General features: G+C 59.5%; 16 protein-coding genes and 1 pseudogene. 6 read left to right on the forward strand and 11 right to left on the reverse strand.

Going from position 1 to position 20,920, the window contains the following annotated elements:
* The 6 genes and pseudogenes from VMA74_RS13145 to VMA74_RS13170 form a co-directional block, all read right to left on the reverse strand.
* Positions 1 to 530, reverse strand: a pseudogene (locus tag VMA74_RS13145) (GGDEF domain-containing protein); the annotation flags it as partial.
* 10 nt (positions 531 to 540) lie between these two features.
* Positions 541 to 825, reverse strand: coding sequence for a hypothetical protein (locus tag VMA74_RS13150; RefSeq protein WP_325367649.1), 285 nt, complete (start codon positions 823 to 825; stop codon positions 541 to 543).
* A gap of 388 nt (positions 826 to 1,213) precedes the next feature.
* Positions 1,214 to 3,010, reverse strand: a complete 1,797-nt coding sequence (locus VMA74_RS13155; protein ID WP_325367651.1) for a diguanylate cyclase — start codon at positions 3,008 to 3,010, stop codon at positions 1,214 to 1,216.
* Between the two features lie 70 nt (positions 3,011 to 3,080).
* The gene (locus VMA74_RS13160) at positions 3,081 to 4,865 is read right to left on the reverse strand and encodes a GGDEF domain-containing protein (RefSeq protein WP_325367653.1); all 1,785 of its coding nucleotides are present in this window, start codon (positions 4,863 to 4,865) and stop codon (positions 3,081 to 3,083) included.
* A gap of 10 nt (positions 4,866 to 4,875) precedes the next feature.
* Positions 4,876 to 5,160, reverse strand: coding sequence for a hypothetical protein (locus tag VMA74_RS13165; protein ID WP_325367655.1), 285 nt, complete (start codon positions 5,158 to 5,160; stop codon positions 4,876 to 4,878).
* 192 nt (positions 5,161 to 5,352) lie between these two features.
* Complete coding sequence (locus VMA74_RS13170; RefSeq protein WP_325367657.1) at positions 5,353 to 6,198, reverse strand: SAM-dependent methyltransferase; 846 nt, start codon at positions 6,196 to 6,198, stop codon at positions 5,353 to 5,355.
* Positions 6,199 to 6,568: 370 nt separating this feature from the next.
* Here VMA74_RS13170 and VMA74_RS13175 point away from each other — a divergent pair, with 370 nt between their 5' ends.
* On the forward strand, positions 6,569 to 6,967 hold the full coding sequence (locus VMA74_RS13175) for a DUF1801 domain-containing protein (protein WP_325367659.1): 399 nt from the start codon (positions 6,569 to 6,571) through the stop codon (positions 6,965 to 6,967).
* Between the two features lie 871 nt (positions 6,968 to 7,838).
* Here VMA74_RS13175 and VMA74_RS13180 read toward each other — a convergent pair.
* Positions 7,839 to 9,452: a serine hydrolase domain-containing protein gene (locus VMA74_RS13180; RefSeq protein ID WP_325367661.1), complete on the reverse strand. Its 1,614-nt coding sequence runs from the start codon at positions 9,450 to 9,452 to the stop codon at positions 7,839 to 7,841.
* Between the two features lie 648 nt (positions 9,453 to 10,100).
* Here VMA74_RS13180 and VMA74_RS13185 point away from each other — a divergent pair.
* A complete protein-coding gene (locus tag VMA74_RS13185; RefSeq protein WP_325367663.1) occupies positions 10,101 to 10,652 on the forward strand; it encodes a hypothetical protein in 552 nt (183 codons plus the stop codon).
* A gap of 11 nt (positions 10,653 to 10,663) precedes the next feature.
* On the opposite strand, the gene VMA74_RS13190 is transcribed toward VMA74_RS13185, so the two are convergent.
* On the reverse strand, positions 10,664 to 12,256 hold the full coding sequence (locus VMA74_RS13190; protein ID WP_325367665.1) for a carboxylesterase/lipase family protein: 1,593 nt from the start codon (positions 12,254 to 12,256) through the stop codon (positions 10,664 to 10,666).
* Positions 12,257 to 12,586: 330 nt separating this feature from the next.
* On the opposite strand from VMA74_RS13190, the gene VMA74_RS13195 reads away from it, so the two are divergent.
* Complete coding sequence (locus tag VMA74_RS13195; RefSeq protein ID WP_325367667.1) at positions 12,587 to 14,089, forward strand: PLP-dependent aminotransferase family protein; 1,503 nt, start codon at positions 12,587 to 12,589, stop codon at positions 14,087 to 14,089.
* Positions 14,090 to 14,194: 105 nt separating this feature from the next.
* Positions 14,195 to 14,752, forward strand: a complete 558-nt coding sequence (locus tag VMA74_RS13200) for a hypothetical protein (protein WP_325367669.1) — start codon at positions 14,195 to 14,197, stop codon at positions 14,750 to 14,752.
* Positions 14,753 to 14,807: 55 nt separating this feature from the next.
* Here the strand turns inward: VMA74_RS13200 and VMA74_RS13205 are convergent, their stop codons facing one another.
* Together VMA74_RS13205 and VMA74_RS13210 are read right to left on the reverse strand one after the other, a co-directional pair.
* Positions 14,808 to 15,554 carry an SDR family oxidoreductase gene (locus tag VMA74_RS13205; protein ID WP_325367671.1) on the reverse strand — a complete coding sequence of 249 codons (747 nt, stop codon included), beginning with the start codon at positions 15,552 to 15,554 and terminating at the stop codon, positions 14,808 to 14,810.
* Between the two features lie 57 nt (positions 15,555 to 15,611).
* Positions 15,612 to 16,595: an aldo/keto reductase gene (locus tag VMA74_RS13210; RefSeq protein WP_325367672.1), complete on the reverse strand. Its 984-nt coding sequence runs from the start codon at positions 16,593 to 16,595 to the stop codon at positions 15,612 to 15,614.
* Positions 16,596 to 16,741: 146 nt separating this feature from the next.
* Between VMA74_RS13210 and VMA74_RS13215 the strand changes: the two genes are divergently transcribed.
* Together VMA74_RS13215 and VMA74_RS13220 are read left to right on the forward strand one after the other, a co-directional pair.
* Positions 16,742 to 17,659, forward strand: coding sequence for a LysR family transcriptional regulator (locus tag VMA74_RS13215; protein ID WP_325367674.1), 918 nt, complete (start codon positions 16,742 to 16,744; stop codon positions 17,657 to 17,659).
* Between the two features lie 146 nt (positions 17,660 to 17,805).
* Complete coding sequence (locus tag VMA74_RS13220; RefSeq protein WP_325367676.1) at positions 17,806 to 18,450, forward strand: nuclear transport factor 2 family protein; 645 nt, start codon at positions 17,806 to 17,808, stop codon at positions 18,448 to 18,450.
* Positions 18,451 to 18,577: 127 nt separating this feature from the next.
* Here the strand turns inward: VMA74_RS13220 and VMA74_RS13225 are convergent, their stop codons facing one another.
* Entirely contained in the window at positions 18,578 to 20,023 is a 1,446-nt protein-coding gene (locus VMA74_RS13225) for a hypothetical protein (protein WP_325367678.1), read from the reverse strand.
* Positions 20,024 to 20,920 lie beyond the last annotated feature (897 nt).

A 20,920-nucleotide genomic window follows, 5' to 3' on the forward strand; every position in this document is an offset into this window, starting at 1 on the left:
TTCGCCATACGTGCGTATTGGATTGCCGGGTCGATTTGGTCCGCAAAACTCAGCGATACCGACAAATCCGTCAACACTTCGAAGCGTGTCCTCGGGTCCTTGATCCCTGGCAAGATGGAAGCAAGGTGATTGGCCAGCGTAAAAGCTTCTTCATAGTGGCGATTTGTCGACAGAAGTTTGACGAGAAGTGATGATGCTCTGGTAGCCAATATCGAATCCCCAGAATGGTCGATAACTTGACGAAGCCCTTTTTCAGCTTTTGTAAAGTTACCGTTGAACGCCGTATCCCACGCATCGAGGTAACGCAGATACCACAGTTCCTTCTCCGAAAGGACAGCAGTCTCGCGGTGGAGCTGGGCCATGATTAGGAGGAACTGCGCGCGATGTCTCGCGCGCAGGCTGTCAGCTTGAGCAAGGAGTTTTGTGGGATCCTCCCTAGGACCGGCTGCGGATCCTGGCTGCACGGCGAAGCACCATGTTATGGCCACTATGGCAAACCATAAGCAGATGCGGCGCAGCAACACAATCATGCGTTAGCGCCTATTCCCCGGATGGGGATGGGGCTTTACCGGGAACTGGAACCTCGAGTGGCTGTTCTTCATCAGGTGCTTCCTCGCGACCGGGATGATTATTGCCTTGTGTTGTTTGATTCCGCGTCGACCCGAACTCTTCGAACAAGCGAGAGCTCTCGCCAAATGCCACCGCCGCAGTGAGCGCCGCGGATGCATTTGCTTGCTCAAGTACATGGGTCAATGCTTCAGCCGACGCATAACGCAGCGAGGCATCCTGGCCAATGGCCTCAAGCAAGTCGATCGTGCCCGTCATATGACTTCCTCCTGTTTCTATGTAGTGTGTTTTTGGTGCGGCTGAATGGCGGCACGCGAGTGCCTTGCTGCCCTTATTCAAAACCCCTCATGCAGGTCATTATTACGCCTGATGATGGCGGCGCGTACATAGGTGTCAGCATTTTCCCAACGGACGCGGTTCAAGCAAAGATCGTTCCCTGGCGAGGCTGCGCTAGGCCTCGGCCGTTATACCCGCCTTTTCCAACCTATCCAACGCATCCAACCGCTCCTGCATCGCCAGGTTCGCGTTCAAGGTTTCGGCCGGGAGCAGTTTCATAGGCTGGGATGTAATCCCAGCATTCACATGTGCGACGACGCTGGGATTTCATCCCAGCCTACAATTGCCGGCATGCATAGCGGGCGCGGATTTATCTCGTAGCCCGCCTGAGATGACCATCCTGGGCGTCTTCCGCCATTACTTGATTGCGCCCACTCTGTTTCGCCCGATGGAGTGCCGCACCGGCATCGCGGCACAAGCTGTGCAAGTCATATCCGCACGTATCGGTACAAGCCACGCCAAGGCTGGCGGAAAACGTTATGGCGCCACCGTCGGTCTCGATCAAGGCAGCTTCCAGCGCGGTGCGGATGTGTTCGGCCATTGCTATGCCCTGGTCACGGTGACAATTCGGCAGCAGGATGCGGAACTCCTCGCCACCGAGCCGGCCGAACAAATCCTGCGGGCGCAGATGTTGCCGGCAGATGGTCACGGTGCGTTTCAGCACGATATCGCCGAGCGCGTGGCCATTGGTGTCGTTGATCTGCTTGAAGTGATCCAGGTCGATGGCGATCAGGCAGGCGACGCCACGCCGTTTCTCCAATTGATGGAGCGCGCGATCAGCCTCACCCTTGAAATGCTGATGGTTGAAGATGCCGGTAAGCGCGTCCAGGCTGGACAGCTCCTTGAAGCGAAGCTGCGAGCGCTTGAGCCGGAACATCCATGCCACCACGGATATCAATAACAGCGAGAGCAGGGTGATGTACAGCCGGCTGGTTTCGACGGCCTTGGTCGCCAGGACCTGCTTCAACTGCAGGATGTGGTTCTGTTTACTCAGCTCATCGGCCTGCATGTTTTGCACAAGCAGATGTTGCTCGGCCATATCGTACGCCAGCGCGCGCGCGTGGAGATCGTCGAGATGGCTCTTTACCAGATCAGAGTAGCGTTCGTGGTAGACGAGCGCGGCGGTTTCGTGTCGTTGCTTCTTTTCGATCTCGTAGAGCACTTCGTAGTCATTCATCAGCCACGTGCTGGTGTCACTTGGCTGGCTTATGGCCAAGGCGTCCATTGCGGCGCTTTTTGCCTTAGCCAGATCACCTAATGCGAGATAGATCTGCGCGCGATGAACCCTGGACGACAGCATGTGTTCGTAATAATGGTTTGCTTGAATAGTTGGAGCGACGCGGTTGAGCAAGGCCAAGGCTTTGGCTGGCTGGCCTTCATCCAGGTAGATGCTGACCAAATAGAGCCATAGAGCACTGGTGAGAACTGGTTGGTGGTCAGCAGTGCAGACATCAATGGCCCGATGTAACTCCGGACTGGTCGACGTCAGCCGTTTGCTGTTGTAAAGCGCCCCCGCTTGCAACATAAGGGGAAGGCATAAAGTCGTCCCAGGGGGAGTGGCATGCTCCGCCATTCGTGCGTATTGGAGCGCTAAATCGAACTGATTGGAAAAATCATGCATCTGAGACAACGTTACCAGCAGCGCATAACGTATTTCTGGATTCTTCACCTCGGGCAGAGTGGACGCTAAGTGATTGGCCAACGCAAATGCTTCTGCGTAGCGTCGATAGGTAAACAGGATCTTTAAAAAAAGGGTCGATGCATTGGTGACCAGCACAGGGTCACCCGAATGATCGATAATTTGGTGAAGCTCCGGCTCGGCTTTGGGATATTCCCCCTCGTACATGGCTTCCCACGTGTCGAGATAACGCAGATGCCATTGCTCATGTTCGGACAGGGGAGGGGCATCGTGGTGGATCTGCGCCAGCATCTGCACATATCGCGGATGATCTTTCAGGCGCAGACTTTCAGTCTCATCGAGGAACTTGGCAGGGTCTGTTATGGAGTTAGCGGCGTAAACAGGTTGTATGGCCAAGCACCATGCCAAGCACCATGCGACCGCCACCAAGGCAGCCCCCAAGCCGATGCGGGGCAAAAGCCCAGTCATGTGTCAATGCCCGTTTTCAGAATAGCGATGAGGGTTTTTAAGAAAGCGGAGCTTGCATAGAGGCATGAATTTATCCGGCACGCTTCAAATAACTGTCCTGGATATCCGCTGTTGCCATCACCCGATTGCGTCCGCCGCGCTTCGCCCTGTAGAGCGCCGCATCGGCATCGCGGCACAAGCAGGACAGGTCATAGCCACAGGCATCGGTACACGCCACACCAAGGCTGGCGGAAAACGCTATGACACCAACGTCGGTCTCGATCAGGGCCGCTTCGAGTGCGGCGCGGATGTGATCGGCAATCGCCATGCCCTGGTCGCGGCGGCAATCGGGCAGCAGGACGCAGAATTCCTCGCCACCGAGCCGGCCGAACAAATCCTGCGGGCGCAGGTGTTGCCGGCAGATGGTCACCGTGCGCGTCAGCACGATATCGCCAAACGCGTGGCCATGCGTATCGTTGATCTGCTTGAAGTGGTCGAGGTCGATGGCGATCAGGCAGGCGATACCGCGCCGTTTCTCCAACTGATGGAGCGTGCGATCAGCCTCGCCCATGAAATGCTGGTGGTTGAAGATGCCGGTAAGCCCGTCCAGGCTGGACAGCTCCTTGAAGCGGAGCTGCGAGCGCTTTAGCCGGAACATCCATGCCACGACGGATATCAGCAAGAGCGACAGCAGGGCGATATACAGCCGGCTGGTTTCGACGGCCTTGCTGGCCAGCGCTTGCTGCAACTGAAGGACGTCATTCTGCTTGCTCAGGTCATCGGCCTGCATTTTCTGTACAAGCAGATGTTGCTCGGTCATGTCGTAGGCCAGCGCGCGCGCGTGGAGATCGTCGAGGTGGCTCTTTTCCAGCGCGGAGTAGCGTTCGTGATAGATCAGTGCGGCGGCTTCATGGCGTTGTTTCTTTTCGATTTCGTAGAGCACCTCGTAGTCGTCCATTATCCAGTCGCCGGTGTCATCAGGGTGGCGCATCGCCAGCGCAGCCAACGCGGCTTCTTTTGCTTCGCTGATATTGTTCAGCCGGAGATAAGCTTGTGCGCGCTCCACCTGAAAGGACAGCAGGTCATAGTAATAGTCGGTGCCGCGGACGGCTGGGGCGATCTGATCAAGCAGCGCTATGGCTTTGTTTGCGTGGTTTTCCTGCGTGTAGAGGGTGGCCAACGTAAGCCACGTGATATTGGCGAGGACTGTTTTCCGCGAGGCAGTACAAACGTTGTTGGCTTGATGCAGCAATGAACTAGTTGAGGTCAGCCTATTGGCTTTCAGGAGTGCTGTAGCTTCCAACACGAGAGGAAGGCATTCTGTTTCCCCGGGCGGAAGGGCGTCCTGCGCCATACGCGCGTACTGGATTGCCAGATCGGTTTGACCGGCGAAATCCAGAGTCTCTGATAAATCGGTCAACAGTTCGAAGCGTGTTCTCGGGTCCTTGATCCCTGGCAGGATGGAAGCAAGGTGATTGGCCAGCGCAAAAGCCTCCATGTAATGCCGATTAGTCGACAGGCGTTTCACCAGAAGCGATGACGCCCTGGCAGCCAGATTCTGGTCTCCCGAACGGTCGATAATTTGGCGAAGCCCCAGCTCGGCTTTGGCATAGTTACCTTCGAACTCCGCGTTCCATGCGTCGAGGTAGCGCAGGTACCATTGCTCGCTCTCCGAAAGAGAGGAAGCTTCGCGGTGCAATTGCGCCATGATTTGCAGAAATTGCGCACGATGTTTCGCGCGCACACTGTCAGCCTGGGCGAGGAGTTTTGCAGGGTCCGTTATGCTGCTGCTGGCGTATGCGGGATGCACAAGTAGGCCCCACGCCACGGCTACGATGGCAGACCATACGCAGATGTGACGTGGCAACGCAGACATATGCTATCCCCTATTCTCCGGACGGTAGTGGGGTTTTACCGGGAAGCGGAACGTCGAGCGGTTGTTCTTTATCAGGCTCTTCCTCGCGACCAGGATTATTGGTAGCGTGATTTGTTTCCTTCAGCTTATATCCGAACTCTTCGAGCAAGCGAGAGTTCTCGCCAAAAGCCACTGCTGCAGTGAGTGCCGCGGATGCTTTTGCTTCCTCAAGCACGTGGGTCAATGCTTCAGTCGACGCATAGCGTAGCGAAGCATCCTGGCCAATGGCCTCCAGCAAATCGATCGTGTCTGTCATGTGGCTTTCCCCTGTTTCTTTATATAGTGCTTATGGTGCCGCTGAATAGCGGCACGCGAGTGCCTTGCTGCCCTTATTCAAGACCCCTCATACAGGCCATTATTACGCCTGATGATGGCGGCGCGTACATGGGCGGCAGCATTTTCCCAACGGACGCGGTTCAAGCAAAGATCGTTCCCTGGCGAGGCTACGCTAGTCCTCGGCCGTCATGCCCGCCTTTTCCAGCCTATCCAATGCGTCCAGCCGCTCCCGCATGGCAAGGTTCGCCTTCAAGGTTTCGGCCGGGGGCAGTATCACCGTCTCCTCGGCGGTCAACGCGATGTCGGGCAGGTTGCGCAGGACCACGCGACGAATGCGCGGCTTCTCGATCGGCAGCGTGGCGCCCCGGTAGACGATCACCTCATGATCGAGCGGATAGTCCTGGCTCAGCCGGTCCACCAGCACCTGCCGATACGCCGGCCCGGTCTGGAAACGCCCCAGCGACCAATCGCCGACCAGTCCGACCTGCCATAGCACCAGGTAGCCGGCAGGGTCGATGCGCCGCTCGTAGAACAGCAGCTGGCTGGCCTCGAAATGCTGGCAACCGAACCGGCCCGGGTCGATGCCCAGGTCGGCATACAGGCAATCCTCGGCGGAAATGCCCGGCTCCATATGTGCTTCATAGCCCTCCGCGCGAGCCTGCTCGATCGCCTTGTGCGGCGACCAGGCAAAGATGCCGGGGTGGCCGTAAAACACGCCGCAGACACGCTTGCCCGCACGTACCTCGGTCAGCATCAGTGCGACCCACTCTTTGTAGGTTTTCAGCCGCGACTTGCCCTCCTTGTAGTAGGGCTGCAGGCTGCGCACGTCCGGATGCATGCGCTGCAGCCACTTCTCCACGACCGCATCGGAAAGCGCCGCAAATACCACGTCGGCACGCTCGATATGGCTGCGTGCCAGTGGCGTGAGGTGGGAGCCGAGCGTCATGCCCAGGCCGACGCAGGCAAGGCTGCCGCGGCCAGTATCGTTGGATGCGGGGAGGATCAAGGTGTTGTTCATAAGCAAGAATTCGGTAGCGGCTTGCCAGATATGCTGATGCAATTCAAAAACGATGCAACATGCGTGCCTACGCCTTGCCGATGCTTCGCAAGCCGGCTTGAGTCCGACCGGCTCCCAGATAGGGACGGTTGAGTGCAAAGCCGCGCAATGGATGGAACGCGTCACCGATGAACCGTATTGGTCAGGTCATGCGCATGTCGCGCGTGGAAGCGGTATCTCGCGTCATCGCCTTTGGGTGATTGAGCGCCATCGACGGAATGCTGAGCAGTGAGGAGGCCACGCAGGGTCTAAAAGCTCGACTTCATGCCTGCCGTGGGCGACCATTTTGCCCCTGGCTGAACGATGTGATCCGGCCCAAGGAGAGACGGACATGGCAAAAAGCGCGTTGCAGAGCAGCAAATCTCCTTCTCAACTGATCGACGCAAGAATCGAAGAGCTGGGCGATTGGCGGGGCCAGATGCTTGCCCGGCTCCGCAGCCTGATCAAGCAAGCCGAACCCAACATCATCGAGGAATGGAAATGGCGCGGTGTTCCGGTGTGGTACCACGAAGGCATGATCTGCACCGGCGAGACCTACAAGAATGCGGTGAAGATGACCTTCGCCAAAGGGGCATCGTTGCCCGATCCTGCGCAGCTTTTCAACGCCAGCCTCGATGGCAATACCCGGCGCGCCATCGATTTTCACGAAGGCGAGAAAATCAACGAGAAGGCGTTGAAGGCGCTCATTCGCGACGCGGTCGCCTTGAACAAGTCGAAGGCCAAGACTTAAGGGCACTTCTATAAATTGCCCGCGATTCGTCCAACAGCGTGACAAGTCGGTACAACTTGATTCTCGCCACGATGCACTCCCTCCCCTGCGGCAGTAGAGCCTGCCCCGGACTTGATCCGGGGGGAGGGTTGGGGTCAGTGCTCCGAACTTAAGGACGTAGCGTGATTCCTCGTAGGTTCGCGGTGAGCGTATGCGAACCCCAACATCGCGATCCACCTGCATGGCGACGCTGGGGTTCGCATACGCTCACCACCAACCTACACGCCTCGATAGCGTGTACCTCTCGCTCGCCAGGATACGTCCCCTCCCCTGCGAAGTAGGGGAGGGCTAGGGTGGGGTGCGAGCGCAGCGAGCGGCGGGAGCCAACTATCGCCTCCATACTTTTCTCAGGAAATTCAGCTGTACGCTAAAGCCCAAGCAACCCCACCCCAACCCTCCCCTACTGCCGCAGGGGAGGGAGCAGATCTCCGCGAACAACAAACTTTATGGCTCAAGTTGGTGCCACCCCTTAAGCCAGAATCGAAGCGCGTAGGTGGGTGGAGAGCGTGCGCGAACCTTGCCGTGCAGATGGCGATGTTGGGGTTTGGCGTCGCCTCACCGCCAACCTACGAGGGATCGCGCCGTGACCTTAAGTTCGGAGCATTGGGGTTTGGGTGGGGTTGCTTGGGCTTTAGCACACCGCTGAATTTCCTGAGGAAGGGTATGGAGGCGAGGGTCGGCTCCCGCCGCTCGCTACGCTCGCACCCCACCCTAGCCCTCCCCTGCTTCGCAGGGGAGGGCACCGTTTGTCGCGATGATCCAGATGCCCGCTAAAAGCCGGGATTTCATCCCGGCCTATGTGCTGCTTCGAAGCGAGTCGTGGTAACGCAAATCAACGCACACGATCGAACGGCAGATTCCAAACACGGTCATCGGAGATGCGAATCCCCGTCACCTGCCCATCGGCATCACGCATGGGGCGCAGCATCACGTCGCCCGAGATGAACGCATCGGGGTAAGCAGGCAGGAACAGCCGGCGTTTGCCGGGGCGCCCTTCCGCCACCACCTGCAGGCCACCAGTCACGGCGGTCACCTGATACGTGACCGGGACTTCGTCGTTGTGAAAACGGCCGGCGATGTGTGCGAGATCAGCCGGGGTGGGCGCATACGCCGGCTCGCGAACGTAGAACGTCGTATCCCCTTCGGCGTCCAGGCGCAGGCGGCCGTCGGGAAGTACGGCGCCGGTCGAGGCGATGAGGCCATTGGCATGTTCAAGCGCTAATGTTCCACGCGGCCCCATTTTGACGATGAGGCCGTTGTCGGTCTGCAAGCGATGGTCGTGCAAGGTCAAACGTAGCGGCACGCCATCGCGCGCGCTGGCATACACGCCTGCCAGGCTTGCCGGTGGCGCGGACGTATAGATCGTGGCTTCGGGCTTTGCGCCAGGCAGGTACGCATCGGCCAAGGCATGGGCGTAGTTGGAAGGAATGGCGTCGTCCGCGTTGCACAGAATGGCCATGGACAAATGCTGCTCGGGATAGCGGCCCAGCCACGCCCGATAGCCCGCCGTGGCGCCGTCATGGGATATCTCGCGCATGCCGTGGTAGTAGCGCAAGAACAGTCCCCGCGCATAGACCGTGGGCTGCCCGTTCGACAACAGCGTGCGTGTCTGCATGGCCTTGGTGACGAAGGCACCGAGGCGCCCCTCGTTCAGCGCCTCGTTCCAGCGCAGTAGGTCACCGACGGTGGTCAGCAGCGCGGCGTGTCCATATGTATCTTCAAACGGCATCATCTGCTCATACACACCCGCCGATACGCGGTGATAGGCAATGGCCCGATTGCGCACGACACGCCGAAAATCGTCGCGCCATTGCGTATGCGTCATGCCGAGCGGCGCAAACAAATGCTCGCGCGTGAAATCCACAAACGACGTGCCGCTCACCCGCTGCACGATCAGCGCCAGCAAATTGAAGCCCGTGTTGGTATACGACCACGCCGTACCGGGCGTGAAATTCAACGCACGCTGGCGTGCGGTGATCTGCAGCACGTCGGCCATGTCGTACACCCGCTCGGTTCTCGGCCAACCGGCGATCGCTTCGATATCGCCCCAGTCGCGCAGCCCGCTGGTGTGTCCCAGCAGCTCGGCGATGGTGATGGGATGCCCGTAATCCGGCAGCTCAGGAAGGTATTTGCGAATGTCGTCGGCGAGCGAAAGCCGGCCCTCGCCCACCAGGATAAGCGCCGCCGCCGCGGTGAACTGCTTGCTCACCGAGCCCGCTTCGAACACGGTATCCACGCTGATGGGCACCGCATGCTCCAGATCGGCCATGCCGTAGGCACGCCGCATGGGAGGGGCGTTACCCAACTGCACACCGACCGCGCAACCGGGCGCGTCGGCCGTCGCGGCGGGTGCGAAGACGGCATCGATCCTGGCAGCGGAGGTGTCTTCCGCAACAACGCTGCCCGTTGCGAGGGTCAGTGCGAGTGCAAGCATCAGCATCTTCATGCGTTCTCCAGTCAAGTCCAATAGCACTAACTTAAGCGTCATTGCTCCATCGCTTGCCGCGATTTGCCCCCCTCCCCTACTTCGCAGGGGAGGGGGCACATCACTACAAGCGTCGAGATACACGCTTAAGTTAGTGCCATTGCAGCCAAGTCCGCTGCGGGTTACTGAAGAGGCTGAAACTATGCGAATTCAACAGACTTGCAAGTGCCGCTCGACGGCGCGCAGCGGCCGAGCTGCTTGCGATGTCTTGCTTGTTCCCGGGTCGAGCGGATTCAGATGAGCATCGAACCCAGCGTCGAAACGCAGATCACCAGGCAGGCGGCAAACAGGCTGTGCAGCATCAGGGTTTCGAATTTCATGGCGGTTCTCCGTGAGTGAATGAGCTTTGCAAGATAGATATGGCAAGGCTCGTGCCAAGTGTGTCCACCCCTGAAAAGCCGCATGGGAAAGCCATTTGCTGAAACCCGGCAGCGGATATCACGGTGTCCGCGGACGTTTGTCCGCGTTGTCCGGACAGCAAGCGGATCCGCTCAAACAGAGCCGGGCTGATCCCGGTGACGAATGGCACTGTGTTCCGTGCTGTGCCGTCGTGATGATCGGCTCGAGTATGTTTCTCTTGTGCGTAGCGACGCATGTGGCGGGGGCGCGATGAACGACCGGCGATTTTTGCGCACACGTGTTGCATCGACAGCCGCGGTAGCGGTTGCCGAATGGCTGTTTCTGCTCTGGCAGCACCTGCACGGCGGCGTGCCCAGCCATCACCTTCTGGATCGCGCCGACATGCCGGCGTTTTCGAACGGGTGGGGCGGTTTGTTGCTTCCCGCGATGACGTGGTTGCTGCTCGGCCGTGTGCAAAAGCGCGTGGGTATGCAGGGCGATGCCGCCAAGCGCTACGCGCTGATCGGTTTTATCAGCGCGGTGCTTTTTGGCGTATTGCTGTCGGTCTTCTTTACGCTCGGCAACGAGCAGGTGACCAGCAGCATGTTCGAATCGCTGTTTGTGGTCGCGCTGCTCGCGCCGATTTATCGCGCCGAATATCTGCTGGGATTTGTGCTCGGCATGGCCTACACGTTTGGCGGTGTGCTGCCGAGCATCGTCGGCTCAGTCATGGCGGTCATCACCCTGCTGATCTACCGCTATGTTCGCGCAGGGTTGTTGCATATCGGCGCCATGCTGGTTGGTGCGTCAAAAAGGGGCTGAGCAAAAGGGCATCAAAGATGCGCATCGGGATCAACCCGTTGCATAAACTGATACCGCGCCGCGTTATGGTCCACACTGGTGTGCGTATCCACGCCGATCACCTGCCGCAGCAAGCCGCCATCCTTGCTCGCAACCGCCGGCCAATTCGGCAAGCCGGCCCCATTGGGGTTGCCGGTCTTGATGAAATTGGCCCAGTACCCCTCCATGATCTGCGACACATGCTGGTCGGCCGCCGTCCAGGCGAAGACATGATTGGTGGACAGATTGCCCAGCGCATACTCGATCTCGCCGCTATGCACCGCTCCCGCATCCGGGCCGGCACTGCCATCGCGCTTCGCCGGCCGCGCCCGGGTGAAATAGTAGTCATAAACCGGCGCTTGCCCGGTCTTGTGCTGCATGTCCATCCAGCGCCAAGTTGCAAAGGCGATGAAATCATCACCCGCGAACGCGGTGCCGGAAGTCTTGACTTCCGCTTCGGTGTTGCCGGGATAAAGCTTCAAGGCTTCGGCCGCATGCTTGCCGAAGCGCTTTTCCATGGCGGCGCGATAGTTGGCCGGCGTAGGTGGCTTGTTGTCGAGGAAGTTGCGGTAATCGCCTTCCTGCGAATTGGAGCCCACCAGCAGCGGAATATGCGCTTGCTCGCCGGCCTGGTAGACGGCCTCCGGCGAACGGGGAAAGAAATAGCCATCGATGGTGGGCATGAACTCCGGCACATCCTTGTCGCCAGTGGCGTCGAGCAATACCTGGGCATTCATGGCCCGCAACTGCGCCAGCGAGTGCGCGCCGACCCGCTTCGCAAAGTCCTGGCCCTGCTGCTCGGCAAGCGCCAACGGCCTGGGCTTGAGATTGCCGAGCACCGAGCCACTTTCGCCTATCGCACGCTGCATCAATCCCTTCGACAAGGGCGAGGCCATCTGCGCCGATACCGACATGGAACCGGCCGATTCCCCGCCGATGGTGACCTGATCCGGATCACCGCCAAACGCAGCGATGTTGTCGCGAACCCAGCGCAAGGCCGCAGTCTGGTCGAGCAAGCCGTAGTTGCCGGTTGCGTGCTCCGGCGATTCGGCCGCGAGCTCCGGCAACGCCAGGAACCCGAATACGTTCAAGCGATAGCTGATGGTGACGGTCACGATGCCGCGCTGCGCAAGACTGGCGCCGTCGTAACGAAGCTCGGAGCCGTCACCGGCCTGGAAGCCGCCGCCATAGAAGTACACCAGCACCGGCAGCTTCGCGTTCGAGCCATGCGCCGGGGTCCATACGTTGAGATACAAGCAGTCTTCGCTCACGCCGTTGGAGCGGAACATCATGTCGCTGTAAATGGGCCGTTGCATGCAACGCGGCCCGAAACGATCGGCCTGCCGTACGCCGGTCCATGCGGCGGCGGGTTGCGGCGGCTTCCAACGCAATGGCCCCACCGGCGGCGCGGCATACGGAATGCCCTTGAATTCGTTCAAGCCGGTCTTGCTGTCGTGAACGCCCGAAAGCTTGCCGGCGATGGTGGTGACGGTAGGCGGCGAGTCGGCAGCCGAGACGGCCGTGGCGGCGAGTGCGATAGCGAGCGCGGGAAGGATGCAGCGTGTACGCATGAATACAGTGAGCATGGACGAGGTCTTCACTTTGGCAGCGCGGGGCTTCGTTGCGGGAATGGTTGTCTCTGACTTCCCTATCATGCTCAGCGGATCGTCGCCGGTGCAAGCCGTAGGCGAGGGTATTGCCCGGCAAAGCACGTGCAAAGACCGGCCCTTCGCTTGTACTGGTGAAAATCATAAATGCCTTCCGGGGAAATCTATTGATAGGCTCAGGCATCTCATGCGGGAACTGCCTCGTAGGTTGGTGGTGAGGCGCAGCCGAACCCCAACGTCGTGATTCGCATGTCACCGTTCATGTCGCGATGATGTTCGCGCGCTTTCTTTACGCCAGAGGAAAAAGTCGTGGCCAACGATGGAGAAGCTACGAGCAACCTGTTCGAAATCGCTTTCGAGCCACCCCCCAGCGGAAGCCGTCGATCAGCGCAATCCGTCTACACGCAACTGCGTGCCGCCATTCTCGATGGCCGGCTGGTTGCCGGGTCCAAACTCCCGGTGGAACGCCAGTCGGCGATCTTTTTTGGCGTCTCCAGAAACACGGTGGCGCGGGCGTACGCGAAGCTGGCGATCGAGGGACTCGTACAGCCTCGGCAAGGCTCGGGAACGTATGTGGCGCCGAAGCAAAGCCGTTCATCGCGCGAACGTTTTCCGGCACGACACACACCCGATCCACGCCTGAATGCGCAGTGGTCGCGGCCCGAGCTGCTGCAGGCGCTCAACTTCTGGCACGACAGTTCGCGCGCAAGCGTGCCAAGCGCGGCTGCATTCCTGGATTTCCGGCCCGCCCTGGTCGATCCGCGGTTATTCCCATTCGACCTATTTCGCCGCGTCAGCGCCAAGCAGCTCCGGCGCATGGAATTGAAACCGCCCGCCTTCAAGAGCCCGCAGGGCAACCAGGGTCATTACCCGCTGCGTGCGGCGATCGCGACACACGTCGGCATCTCGCGCGCGGTGGTGTGCGAGCCCGACGATGTGCTGGTGACCGCCGGGGCGCAGCAGGCGTTCGACGTGCTCGCCCGGGTACTGGTAACCCCGGGCGTTACGACGGTTGCCATTGAAGATCCAGGCTATCCGCCGATGCGCGCGGCATTTCTCGCTGCGGGTGCGAAGATCGTGCCGGTGCCGGTGGACGCGGAAGGGCTGGTGGTCGAGGCGCTGCCGACGCCAGTGCAGATCGTCTGCGTGTGCCCGTCCCACCAGTTCCCGCTGGGTGTATCCATGTCCGCGTCACGGCGGGCGGCGCTGCTTGGCTTTGCGCGCAAGCATGGCGCCGTGATCGTCGAGGACGACTATGACGGTGAATTCCGCTACGACGGCACGCCACTGCAGGCGCTGCGATCCACGGCGACGGCCGATGACGTGTTCTACGTCGGCACCTTCTCCAAATGCATGCTGCCCGCGCTGCGTTTGGGATTCATCGTCGCGCCGCAGTGGGCGATGCCGGCACTGACCATGGCCAAGAACTGCCTCGATTGGCATTGCCCGACGCTGACGCAAATGGCGGTGGCCCGTTTCATCGCAGAGGGACACCTGGCGCGACACGTACGCAAGCTCCGCGATGTCTATAAAAAGCGCCGGGATCTTGTCGAAGCCATACTCCGCACGGATTTCCCGGCCGAGCTGTCGCCCATGCAGTCGCACTACGGCATGCACGTGGCGGCGTTTGCGACGCAAGCCAAGCGGCTGCAGCGCGTCACCTCGCGATTATTGGAATCGAACGTGCATCTGCACACCTTCGAACGCTATTTCTTCGGCACGCCCACATCGGAAGGCCTGGTTTTCGGCTACGGCGCCGTCGACCTCAACGGTATCGAGCAAGGCCTGAAGGCATTGCGTCGCGCGCTGTAGCGGCCGCCCGGCAAAATGGCCCACGCGAAATTTCCCCGATTGGCCCCTCTGCGGCGAGGGGCTTTGCCTAAAGTCTGGTGCCAGGTTGCTGATGCGGAGACTGCAATGATGTGGAATTGGCTGCGTGCAATGATGCTTGCTGGCGTTCTTGCCGGTGTATCTTTGGCTGCGGGAGCCCAGACGCCTCGGGACGGCTCGCATGATTTCGACTTCTGCCGCGGCGTTTGGCATACCCATGCCACGCAAGTGCTCGACCCATTCGAGGGCGGCACCCACACGGTCGTCATGGATGGTACGAAGACGGCAAGGCCGGTTTGGAATGGCCGCGCCTGGCTCGAAGAAATCGAAGCCGACGGCCCCAACGGACATTGGGAAGGCGCAACGCTTTTCGTCTACAACAAAAAAGCCGGGCAATGGAGCCAGACTTACGTCGACGGCGACTCCGGAGAGATGGAAGCGCCGACCATCGGCAGCTTCAAAGATGGTCGGGGCGAGTTTTACGGCACGACCGTCTACAAGGGCCGCACGATGCTGGTACGCGGCGTTTGGTCAAACATCACGCCCAATTCGCATCGCTATGAAATTGCCTACTCCCAGGACGGCGGCCGCACATGGGCCACCGCCTTCAAGGCCGATTTGACGCGGCTGAAGAGCAACCACTGATCGTCGTTATCCTGCGCGCAGATCGTGACGTCGTGCGGTATCGGTTGCGCGCTTCTCAGCCCTCCTGGCGCGTGGGCCGGAAGACAATCTCGTTCACATCGACATCCGGCGGCTGGCTGATCGCAAACGCAACCGCCCGCGCGAATGACTCGGCCGGAATAGCGTATTGCGCATAGAACTTCTTGATATGGCCGGCGACATCCGGTTCGGTGACGCTGTTGGGAAGATCGGTGGCGATGGCGCCGGGTGAGATCACCGTCGTGCGGATATCGTAAGGCTTCACTTCCTGACGCAAGCCTTCGGACAGCATCAACACCGCGCTCTTGGTAGCTGCATACACGGCGCTACCCGGGCGCACGGTGCGCCCCGCCACGGACGACACGTTGATGACGTGGCCACTCTTTTGCTGCTTCATATAAGGCAGCACGGCGGCGATGCCATACAACACCCCCTTGATGTTGACATCGATGGTCTGATTCCAGTCCTCGATCTTGAGCCGTTCGAGTGGCGAGTGCGGCATCAGTCCGGCGTTGTTGATCAGCACGTCCACGCGCCCGAAAGTTTGGACGGCCATATCGACCATTGCCTGAACCTGTTCGTGGCGCGTGACATCGGTGGCGAGCGCGATGGCCTTGCCGCCCGCGTGAACCAGGTCATCCGCCAGCGCTTGAATACGATCCTGGCGCCGTGCCCCCAGCGCGACGATGGCGCCGCGCGCACTCAGATAGCGGGCAGTCGCCTCGCCCAGGCCGCTGCTTGCGCCGGTGATGACGATGACCTTGCCCTCGATGTTGGTATTCATGCATGTGTTCCGTATTCGAAATTTTTAAAAGAGTGCACGTGAGGCTGCCGATGACGATCAGCGATCGACGCGCTGCTGGATGTGGGCCGGGTAGCGCTCACCCACCACCTTGATCTGATGCAGCGCGGTTTCGATGGCCGACAGATCCTTGGCTGACAACACCACCGTCGCGGCGTTTATGTTCTCTTCCAGCCGCTGCAGCTTGGTCGTTCCCGGAATCGGCACGATCCAGGGCTTCTGGGCCAGCAGCCAGGCCAGCGCGATCTGCGCGCGCGTCACCCCTTTGCCATCGGCTATCTGGCCGAGCACCTCGACGAGATGTGCGTTGGCTTTGCGGTTCGCTTCGGAAAAGCGCGGCACCACGTTGCGGAAATCGTTCTTGTCGAAGGAGGTGGTCTCGCTGATGGCACCCGTCAGAAAACCTTTGCCGAGCGGGCTGAATGGCACAAAGCCAATGCCCAGTTCCTCGAGCGTTGGGAGCACGGTTTGTTCCGGCTCGCGCCACCACAGCGAATACTCGCTTTGCAGCGCCGCCACCGGCTGCACGGCGTGCGCGCGGCGAATGGATTTGGCGCTGGCTTCGGATAACCCAAAGTGCTTGACCTTGCCTTCCTGGATCAAATCCCGAACCGTGCCTGCCACGTCCTCCATCGGCACCGCCGGATCCACGCGATGCTGGTAGAACAGGTCAATGCGATCGGTCTGCAAACGGCGCAGCGATGCCTCGGCGACGGCGCGGATGCGCTCCGGCCGGCTGTCCAGCGGTTGCTTTGAATCTCCGTCCTGAAAGCCGAATTTGGTAGCGATCACCACCTGGTCGCGAATGGGAGCGAGCGCTTCACCCACCAGTTCTTCGTTGACGAAGGGCCCGTAGCATTCGGCGGTGTCGAAGAAGGTGACCCCCTTTTCGTAGGCCGCCCGGATCAGGCCGATGCCGGCCGACTTTTCGGTAGCCGGCCCGTACCCGAAGCTCAGCCCCATGCAGCCTAGGCCGATGGCTGAGACCTCCAATCCGCTGTTTCCAAGTTGTCGCTTTTGCATGTTCGTCTCCCATCGAAAACGTCGAGCCAGGGGAGGTCGCGGCGTAGCCAGAGCGACCCGTGGCGTTGCATCGAGGCATGGTAGTCTGATGTAAAAGGCTCAACAATTAGCCAAATCCTGCACAAGCTACTGAGGAAAATTCACCTATGCGGCGCGCTGGCCTGTCTGAACTCACCGCGTTCATCGCCATCGCGGAGCAGCGAAGCTTCCGTGCCGCCGCGCGCCAGTTGGGGGTTTCGCCGTCCGCCTTGAGCCATGCGATCCGCAACCTGGAGGCGAGGTTGGATGCGCGCCTGTTCAACCGGACGACCCGGTCAGTGGGTTTGACGGAAGTGGGGGAGCGCCTGCTACGTCGTGTGCAGCCCGCCATGGCGGATCTGGATGATGCGATCAACGAAGTCGGCTCGGATCGCGACCGGCCATCGGGTTCGATCCGGATCAGCGCGGCCGAATCCGGGGCCAAGCCGCTGATCCAGCATGTGCTCCCGCAGTTCTTGTCGACCTATCCCGGTATCCATGTCGAAGTGGTGGTGGACACGCGGATGGTGGACATCGTGGCCGACGGGTTTGATGCAGGCGTTCGACTGTTCGACGATGTGCCGCGCGACATGGTTGCCGTCCGGTTCGGATCCGATCTGCATTTCGTCGCCGTGGCATCGCCGGCGTATCTCTCGCGCCACCAAGCACCGAGCGTGCCGCAAGACTTGGCGAAGCACCGGTGCATCCGCTTTCGGTTCCTCAGCGGTGCGCTCTACCGCTGGAACCTTCAACGACACGACACGCATTACGACATGGATGTCGATGGCCCCATGACCCTGGGCAACACCAACCTGATGGTGGATGCAGCGCTTGCCGGTATCGGCATCGCCTGGTTGCCGGACTACCAGGTGGAAGAGCACCTCGCATCGGGCCGGCTGGTTCACGTGCTACCCGAGTGGAGTCCTTCGATGCCAGGCGTATGCCTCTACTATCCCCAGAACCGACACCCGCCTGTTGCGCTTCGGTTGTTCACGCAGGCGGTGCGTGAGTGGGCAGCTCTCCAAGCGGCACAGCGCGGGGGTTGATCGGCGTGAGGAAACGGGTCAGCACCTGAGGTATCCCCACTTTTTTTGCCTGCTACGCCTGCAAAAAAAGCTGAAGTTTTCGCCAGTGTTATTTCAGAGCGAATCGTCACTCCGGCGAAGGCCGGAGTCCATCGTCAATCCGAAGCATGGATTCCGGCCTTTCGCCCACTGCTGTCCGGGGAAATTTTTCGGAAGCCCTGCCGACGACAAGATGCTTGCGCTATGTTCCATTTCACGCGGCCGCCAACGCGATCTCGGGCAGCGACAAAACCATGATTTCTTCGACGGAGAATCATATGAAAACGACATTTCTGATGTTTATTGCCATGTTTTTTTCGATCAATGCCCATGCGCAATGCGACCCCGATTCAGCGACGTTGAGGCAATCACTGGATAAGGCCACCGCTGCCATCAGGGACGCCTTCAGCAGGGGTGATGCCGCCATGGTGGGGCGGCTGCATAGTCCGAATGTCATCAAATACTTCGGCGGAAATAACGTTTTAGTAGGGCGGGACGCCGTGGAAAAGGGGGCAAGGGATTGGTTCAAGCAAACGAAAGTGGAATTCGTTGAAAACACCGTCGAAAACACCTGTTTCGTTGGAAATATCGCGATACAGACCGTCATTTTTTCAATCAAGACAACGCCGAAGAACGGCGGGGCGCCATCCATAGGCAGGGGGCGCTCGATGGTTATCTATGTTCAGGATAAAAGCAGCCCAACCGGTTGGTTGACATTGCGTGAGATCGCGCAAGAAGCGCCGCCTATAACCCCGTCAGATTCGGTTCGCTAGGGATAGTTTGATCAACCCATGGCACGACCGCGGAAAGTAGCATTGCCTGAGAATAGATAGTGCGGATACCACCGTTGTCGGCTGCAACTTGAACCAAGGTTTGGGCGCATCCGCGAGCCTTGCTTGGTCAGTGAGTGATCGGGCGCACCAGCTCCACGGTGTGCCAAAGCTGGAGTCCGCAAACCTTGTCGGCTCCTGTGGGGGTGATTTTCCAGATCTGGCCTGAGTCTTCTGGCACGGCATCGGATGTCAGCTCGAGATAGGTGACGCCATCCATGGTTACGATTTTTGCGTTTTGTATACCGTGGGGAAGCAATTGGATTAGCTTTTGATTGGCATGGGAGGAAAGGTCGGCGATGCCATTTTTGTCAAAATATACGGGGAACAGCTGCCCATCGCTGTAAGTGCCATCGCCCGCTGTCGAATCGCCGTCGAAAAAGGAGACGAGGCCAACGCGCTGCGCATTCCCGGTATTGTCGAGGTCGACGTCTCCAACACCTTCAAGCGAATATCGGACCTCCGAAGCGCGCTCGTTGTTATGAAAATGCAGCGTCGTACCTTTGGCGTCGGTCGGATGCAGCTTGACGGGTTCCTTGACATAGTTCTCCGGTGGATGGCTCAGCGCGAGCGACTCACCGTGCGCAGCTTGATGCATCGATAAAGCATTCAATCGATCATCGAGGAACGCATGGCAAACACGATCGTTGGTACTCGACAAGATCTTTCGCTGGTTCATCGACTGGGCATACATTTCGCAAGTAGGAATAATGTCGCCATCCCTGTCGATGACCGACAGATGCTCGTTACCGGTGTTGCTTCGATCCCAGCTATGCATCATGGGTTGCCCGAGCACCATGACCACTTCTTCACTCACGCCAAAAGCCCAGTCGTCCGCACCCGTATTCTCCACATCGCGATCATCCCTGTCGGGCGGTGATAGCCGGCTCTTCAAATCATTGCTGAGCACATACACTTCCGTGTCATGACTGGTTCCACCGGAATCAACCACGCTGACCACCATTGGTCTGCCGTCGACGACGACATGGGCGATCTGTGTCGGCGAGCCGTTCCAACCCGACGCCAGGCCCATCTTGGCAAGCAACTTGTCATCCACGTTCGTTAAGGGTGGTGAGGTCAACGATGTGCCGTGATTCATGGTGTCCTGTGCAGCCTTGCACAGCATCGCGGCATTGGACGGCAAGATGCTGCGTTCCGCCGCGGTCGTCTTGATACGTCTCCCATCCACCCAGCCAGTCGATACCCGCTTGGGGCCATGGAAGCGGACATAGGCAAAACCATCGCATGTCGTCACGAGGTCGATCTTGTCGCCCGTAATGAGGTAGCCGTCGTCCGGATTGGATTTCACGGCATCACGATCATCGCTGGGGTGACTACCGAGGAGGGTGAGACGCTCCTGCGGCTTTCCGATGACCTGTGCCGGCGTGACGGTCATTTGCCCTGCGGCGATCCAGGTGGCTAAACATGCCGGACGTTCGGCCCAACCGAGTTGGGGTAGAAAGCCAAGACAAAGTGCCAAGAGCCAAATCGTGTTTCGCGCGGTCAGTAGCCTCACGCCATTCCCCAAGTTGAAGTCCATTCGCTGGAAGAACAGCGTAGCACTGCCTTGAAGCTCAGCGCCGTGCAGAATTGGGAAGCGACAGCATCGCCCGATAATGAGCAGTCCAGCGCTTAGGGCCTTTCGCGGGGAGCTGGTGCCACGAGATTCCAACGATGAACCTGCCAGCGAGCTGCTGCGCTGATGGGTGGGAAGCCGTCCTGTCGTGGCTAAAAAGTAGGGAAGACCGCACGACTGGCAACCAGGGAAGGCGTGTCGTCATTGACCAGCTTCGCTGTTGTAAAGCGCTTCGGCGGAAGCCGACATGGTGCGCGCCGATCATAAAAAAGCCATCTTCTTCAAAGGCGTTGAATCGTGATGACGCTGGTTGGTCCAGTCGCGTGGATGCCGCGTCCCCCCGCTTTTACCTGCATCACGTAGGCATTCACCAACGCATCAAAGCACCCGCCGCTGACAGATGACAAAGCATGTTTTATGCGAAGGTGCGGCTGTCGGGCGTGCCCATCCAGTGAGATGACCGCGACACGCCCGACATGAGTGAAGTAAGCGCGGATCGCCGGAGTTGACGCTCAAACGATCCGCTGGCCACAACCAACTTAGTGAGAGTTGACAATGGTTACCCTCGATCATACGGCACCCGCACACCTTCGTGCCCCCACCCTGGTGCATTTCCCCTACTTCACCGCCGCGCAGACTGCGCGACGTCGAGCCAAAGTGGGCATTCGTCAAAACGGAAGCAGCTGATTCCGACACAGCGAGCAGGATTTTCCTGAAAGCCCTTCACGCCGCGCGCAACACGCGGCGTGACCTAAGCGTGTGGAGAAACCACCATGAAAGACATGCACGGCGGCCGCTACGGGCCGCAACTTTATCTATTGTCCAGCGACAGCTACG

It is taken from the genome of Dyella sp. (assembly GCF_035508675.1).
GTDB lineage: Bacteria > Pseudomonadota > Gammaproteobacteria > Xanthomonadales > Rhodanobacteraceae > Dyella_B.